We start from the raw sequence: 6,061 nt of genomic DNA, 5'->3' as shown, positions 1-6,061 counted from the left end.
CTTTCCGCGTGAGCAATAAAATCCCTCTCCGCCCGATTCTTTATCCCTCTCTCGCACTCCCGCAAGACATAAAATACGATATGCCAAAAAGTCAAAAAACAAAATGCGCTCTAGCGCAAGGCTCAAAACAATCAGCCCCACCAAAACCAATGTAGAATCCCAAACCATTACCCAAACAAACCACACATCACGCAAATTTACGATTCCAAATACCAAAGCAAACAATGCTCCAAATACGCTTACTAGCCATATCGGAATCCCAAAAGGACGCAAATAAATCGCAAGCATAACACCTGCAAATAAAAAATATGCTATCAAATCCCAATCCAAAAACAAATTTTACTCATCATACAACCCCCAAAGATTCGGGTTTGTTTTGATTTTGTGTACAAGATTCACAGGAATAATTTGCAAAACATTTTCTAATGCCAAAGTAGGAATCTCTTGTGTTTTGGTAAAAACAATAGAATCGCGCACGCACTTTTGCTGCAATTTATAAGCATAAAAACCAGCAAGAAACGCAGAATACAGCATACTTGAATGATGACTATAAGTCGTGAGAATAACATTTTCCGCACTGATTTTATAAAGCATCTTGAAATATTCGTAAGTCCATAAACTGCGATTCTTTGCAGGACTAAAGGGGTCTTGAAAAATGCAATGAAAGGGAATCTTAAGAGGATTGGGGAGCAAAAAACTTTTTAAAATCTCCCTTGCCTCGCCCAAGTGCAAAATAATCTCAAGATTTTGCCTTTTGTAATAATGCGTAGTTACTAGGGATTCTAAAATGGCTCGTTCGGATTCTAACTCCTTTGGATAAGGGTGATTTAAGAGTTTAGGCAAAAGGGCAGAATCTAATTCGGGAGAGTGAATCACAATCTTACCCTTAAATCCCTGCAAACGCGCCATATATGCTAGACAAAGCGTGTTAAATCCAAGTCCAAAACACATATCAAGCACATACAAAATCGGTTCTTTTGCGCACCAAGAGAGTGCAGGTAAAATATGTTTGTGCAAGGTTTCTTGCAATGCACCATCTTTGGCATTATGGTAAGATTCATCAAATTGTGTATTATAAAGCGTTATGCTTGAATCTCCTGTGAAAATCTGCATATTTTTACTTCTTTTAAAGTGTAAATTAACACATAATTTTATATAATCTAAACTTTTACAAAATTTATTATTTGCAAAAATGCCATTCCAAAAATATGGAATCGCAAAACTATTTTCAGTCTTAAGGAAATCAAATGGGATTTGCAGATTTTTTCAAAAACTTTAAAAAAGAAGATAGAGCCGTGCCACAAGAAGCTCCAAGTCATTGGGTAAAATGCCCAAGCTGCAATGCGTTAATGTATTACAAAGAAATCATTGCCCAACACCACACCTGCCCTAAATGTAATTTCCATATGCGTATTGGCTTAGAAGATAGAATTGCGCTAATGTGCGATGAAGGAAGTTTTGTAGAGTTTGACAAAGATTTAGCACCCAATGATCCCTTAGATTTCGTGGATAAAAAAAGCTATAAAAAACGGATAGAAGAATACACCAAAAAATGCGGACGTCCAAGCGCGATTCTTAGCGGAGAATGCACGATTGATGGCATTAATGCACAAATTGTTCTGTTTGATTTTAATTTTATGGGAGGCTCATTTGCGTCTGTGGAGGGCGAAAAAATCGTGCGCGCGATTCATCGTGCGATAGAAAAAAAGCAAGGTTTAGTGATTGTCAGCGCAAGTGGCGGAGCGAGAATGCAAGAATCTACTTATTCGCTTATGCAAATGGCAAAAACTTCTGCGGCACTCAATGCGTTAAGTGAAGCGCGTTTGCCCTTTATTTCTGTATTAAGCGACCCCACAATGGGGGGTGTAAGTGCCTCATTTGCCTTTTTGGGTGATTTGATTATGGCAGAACCCGGGGCGATGATAGGATTTGCTGGTGCGAGAGTGATTAAGCAAACGATTGGCACAGATTTACCACAAGGATTCCAAACAGCAGAATTTCTGCTAGAACACGGACTCATTGATATGATTGTGCAGCGCAAAGAAATGAAACAAACGATTGCCCAAGCATTAAAATACCTTAAAGTAGAATCTTAAATGATACAAAACCTCCAATTATCTCTTCAAATCTCATTGTTTTTCAAAGATTTGCAATCCAAAAATAAGAATCCTTTAAGCTTATGATTAAAATCATTGTTTATTATATTGCCAAAAGTCAAAAGGATTTGAGCGACCAACTATGCGAAGAGTTTGCAGCACTATGCGGACAATTTGGCGTAAAATTAGAATTTATTAATTTGTTTTGCAAAGCCATTAGTACAAGCCAAAAACAAGAGGCAGAGGAAGCACAAAAATCCTACACAAAAGAATTTCTTAAAACCTTTAAACCCAATCAATACAGAATCGCTCTTAGCCCAAATACAAAAACATTGGATTCTTTGGAGTTTGCAAAAACTCTGCAAAACCGAAGCCATATTGCATTTTTCATCGGGGGTGCGTATGGATTGGAAAAAAGCTTTATTCAATCTTGCCATACACAGCTTTCACTTTCAAGCCTTACCTTTAGCCATAAAATTGCTAAAGTTGTGTTAAGTGAGCAAATTTATCGTGCATTTTGTATTATTTATAACCACCCATATCACAAATGATAGGAGAAAAGAATGCGTCAAAGTGAATTAAACAACTTAAAAACTATTTTATTGGATAGAAAAAAGGCGATTTTGGATAACAATTCCATACACAAACAAACAATGGAACATATTCAAAATAGCCATATTAATGAGGTAGATTATGCAGCAATGCAAATTAGAAATACGTTAGATAGCTCTATCTCACAAAGGCATCTTTTGGAGTTAGAATACATTGAGCAAGCGTTAGAAAAAATGGAAAAAGACATCTATGGAATCTGTGAAATGTGTGATGAAGCAATCGGAATCCAACGTTTAAAAGCAAAACCACATGCAAAATATTGTATAGTATGCCGAAAAATTATTGAAAAAGATTCCAAAGAAAAGGAGCAAAAATGAAATTCAAATATTACATTGTGGCATTATTCGTATTTATCGTTCTTTTAGGGCTTTATGTGTATAGTCTTAGTGGCGCAAGCTTTACCTTTATGATTCCATTTAGCACACAGAGTATTACACTTCCTGTTGCAGTATGGTTTGTTGTTCCTGTTATCGTGTTTTTTCTCATCGTCATATTTTTAGAAATTGGCGGCTCTTATCGTATGTGGCGCAAACGCACAAAATACAAACACGACTATAAAATACTTTTAGAACAAATAGAAAACCAACTCCTTAGCAAAGATGTTCCGCTCAAACAACCTACAATGAATCGCTATAAAAGCCTTTCTATTTTATTGGGAAATCTAACCCTAGACATCAAAGAGGGAATCGCGCTTAAAAGTGGAGAAACAAGATTAGATGAACTCATTGAGCTTCTTGGTGATTTAAAAAGAGGAGAATATGTCAATCTCAAAAAATTCAATCCCGGCGAAAAATCTCCTTTTATGAATCAAAACATATTGAATCAAATCCATAGTGATGAAAAATTTGCCACAGAGGTATTAAAAAAATCAAGCTACGATGAAGAATCTAAACGCGAAGCTTTCAAAAAACTACTCAATCGGGGAGAAACAAAAACAATCAAGCAATTTATTGGCGAAATCAAATTCAACAAAGAGCTTGCAAACGAAATGCTAGGAATGTGCTATGCAAACAAAATCAACTTCAGCAACGATGAAATTGCCAAACTTTGCACAGAAGTAAAATACAGCAAGGAAGACTATTTGCACTTGGCTCAAAGACTAAAAGAATGTTATGAGCCTGCGGCTTGGGTTGGCTTATTTGAAAATCTTGCAAACCAAGATGAACTAGCAGAAATTGCATATTTTTATGTGCTTTTAGAGTTAGAAATGATTGATGAAGCCAAAGAACGTCTTAACGCATACCCTCAAAATGAGCTTTTAAAAGTGCGTGCATATTTGGATTTGAAGGATTCGGGTAAAAAATATCCTTTGGAATTATTTTTACTTGATTAATTCTTGAGTTATGGGAGGGGACTTTTAACCTAAGCAGAATTTCAACATTGCAATATTGCAAAATGCTATGATATTAGGTTAGCAAACTTCCAAAAAATGGATCAATATTTGCAATAAATATAGAATCCAACACAAAAATTTATTGCGCAGCATTCGCGGTTTTAAAAAATGATTTGCATATCTTAAAACAAACTTCCCGCTTCTCTAAAAGAAAACAATTCATAGGTTTTTTGCGTTGCGATTCTGCCGCGTGCAGTGCGCTCTAAATACCCATTGACAAGCAAATAAGGTTCAATCACATCTTCAATCGTCCCCTCGTCCTCACTCATTGCGGCTGCAAGCGTGCTAAGTCCGATAGGGCGTCCGCGATTCTCACAAATAATCTTTAAAAATCGCAAGTCTAACTCATCAAATCCATACTCATTGACACCAAGTTCATTGAGTGCATATTGTGTGCGCTCTTTGCTAATAATTGCCTCTTGAGCAACTTCCGCAAAATCCCTTACGCGCTTTAACAATCTCAATGCGATTCTAGGCGTCCCTCTTGAGCGTCTAGCAATCTCTAACGCCCCCTCATTGGAACATTCTTTTTGCAACTTCATTGAGGCAATCCTCACGATACGCGCCAACTCCTCTTTTTCATAAAACTGCATACGAAACTGCATTCCAAATCTATCACGCAAGGGATTGCTAATCATTCCTGCGCGCGTAGTTGCTCCTATGAGCGTAAATCGTGGTAAGTCAATTTTCACGGTCTGCGCCGCAGGTCCGCTACCGATGATAATATCTAGCCTAAAATCCTCCATTGCGGGATATAAAATCTCCTCAATTGCTGGGCTTAAACGATGAATCTCATCAATAAATAAAATCTCTCCCTCGCTTAAATTTGTCAAAATTGCAGCCAAATCCCCTGCCTTTTCAATCATCGGAGCAGCGGTTACTTTGATAGAAGTTTGCATTTGATTGCTAATAATATATGCTAAAGTCGTCTTGCCAAGTCCCGGAGGACCAAAAAGCAAGAGGTGGTCTAGCACCTCCCCACGCATTTTTGCCGCAGTAATAAAAACCTGCAAATTCCGCTTAAGTTTTTCTTGCCCGATATAATCGTCCCAACAAGTAGGACGCAAGCGTATGTCTTCCTCTTTTTCTAAGGCTAGTTTTTCAATCTCTACAATGCGCTCCAAGATTCCCCCTAATAGCTTTCTTGCTCACTTGGAAAATGACCACTTTTGACATCTTTAACATATTCGCGCACACCTTGACGCAACAACTCCGCACCTTTGAGATATTGACGCACGAATTTGGGTTTAAACTCCTCAAAAAATCCAAAAGCATCGCTCCACACTAACACTTGCCCATCTACATCTACTCCACTTCCAATGCCAATAATTGGAATCTTAACACTTTGTGTAATCTGTTTGGCAGCCTCTGCCCTTACCCCTTCTAGCAAAATGCTAAACGCTCCGCTTCGTTCAATATCCTGCGCAAGGCTGATGAGGGATTCTATATTTTCTTGCGTTTTGCCCTGCACTTTATATCCTCCTTCGCTGCGAACAAATTGCGGTTTTAATCCAATATGCGCCATTACGGCGATTCCATTTTCCACCAACATTTCAATGCTTTTTAAGCCCTCAAAGCCAACTTCTAGTTTCACTGCCTGCGCTTTTGTTTCTTTATAAATACGAATCGCAGATTGCAATGCAAGATGAGATGTTGTCGTGCTTCCAAAGGGTAAATCGCAAACAATTAAGCTTTTTTTTGCTCCATTACAAACTGCTTGCGTGTGATAAATCATAGAATCCAAAGTGCTACTTAAGGTATCTTGCTCGCCAAAAAAACTCATCTGCAAGCTATCCCCTACCAAAATCATATCCACTTCACCATCAAAGATTTTTGCCATTAATGCGTCATAAGCTGTTAGCATAGTGATTTTTTCTACACCTTTCTTTCGTAAAATTTGTGTTGTGGTGATAGACTTTATTGCATTTTGCATACTCATTTTTATCCTTTGTGCAATTGC

At 37.7% G+C, this 6,061-nt stretch carries 8 protein-coding genes; 4 read left to right on the top strand and 4 right to left on the bottom strand.

What is annotated here, in order from left to right:
- On the bottom strand, positions 1–318 hold a 318-nt coding region (locus K2N75_RS01880; protein ID WP_297681614.1), incomplete at its 3' end, for an ArsB/NhaD family transporter.
- Positions 319–339: 21 nt separating this feature from the next.
- Positions 340–1,113 carry an MnmC family methyltransferase gene (locus K2N75_RS01875; RefSeq protein ID WP_297681615.1) on the bottom strand — a complete coding sequence of 258 codons (774 nt, stop codon included), beginning with the start codon at positions 1,111–1,113 and terminating at the stop codon, positions 340–342.
- 134 nt (positions 1,114–1,247) lie between these two features.
- Between K2N75_RS01875 and accD the strand changes: the two genes are divergently transcribed.
- From accD to K2N75_RS01855, 4 genes are all read left to right on the top strand, one after another.
- Entirely contained in the window at positions 1,248–2,096 is an 849-nt protein-coding gene (accD, locus tag K2N75_RS01870) for an acetyl-CoA carboxylase, carboxyltransferase subunit beta (RefSeq protein ID WP_297681617.1), read from the top strand.
- Positions 2,097–2,179: 83 nt separating this feature from the next.
- Positions 2,180–2,647: a 23S rRNA (pseudouridine(1915)-N(3))-methyltransferase RlmH gene (locus K2N75_RS01865; protein ID WP_297681619.1), complete on the top strand. Its 468-nt coding sequence runs from the start codon at positions 2,180–2,182 to the stop codon at positions 2,645–2,647.
- Positions 2,648–2,659: 12 nt separating this feature from the next.
- The gene (gene dksA / locus K2N75_RS01860) at positions 2,660–3,025 is read left to right on the top strand and encodes an RNA polymerase-binding protein DksA (protein ID WP_297681621.1); all 366 of its coding nucleotides are present in this window, start codon (positions 2,660–2,662) and stop codon (positions 3,023–3,025) included.
- On the top strand, positions 3,022–4,041 hold the full coding sequence (locus K2N75_RS01855) for a hypothetical protein (protein ID WP_297681623.1): 1,020 nt from the start codon (positions 3,022–3,024) through the stop codon (positions 4,039–4,041). Before dksA ends, K2N75_RS01855 begins: the two co-directional genes overlap by 4 nt.
- A gap of 182 nt (positions 4,042–4,223) precedes the next feature.
- Here K2N75_RS01855 and ruvB read toward each other — a convergent pair whose 3' ends face one another.
- Positions 4,224–5,225, bottom strand: coding sequence for a Holliday junction branch migration DNA helicase RuvB (gene ruvB / locus K2N75_RS01850; RefSeq protein ID WP_297681625.1), 1,002 nt, complete (start codon positions 5,223–5,225; stop codon positions 4,224–4,226).
- An 8-nt stretch (positions 5,226–5,233) separates the two neighbouring features.
- On the bottom strand, positions 5,234–6,040 hold the full coding sequence (gene panB, locus K2N75_RS01845; RefSeq protein ID WP_297681627.1) for a 3-methyl-2-oxobutanoate hydroxymethyltransferase: 807 nt from the start codon (positions 6,038–6,040) through the stop codon (positions 5,234–5,236).
- Positions 6,041–6,061: the final 21 nt, after the last annotated feature.

Origin of the sequence: Helicobacter sp. (assembly GCF_029067145.1) — a bacterium.
In the GTDB taxonomy this organism is placed as follows: Bacteria; Campylobacterota; Campylobacteria; order Campylobacterales; family Helicobacteraceae; genus Helicobacter_D.
This window is presented reverse-complemented; position numbering and strand designations above follow the sequence as displayed.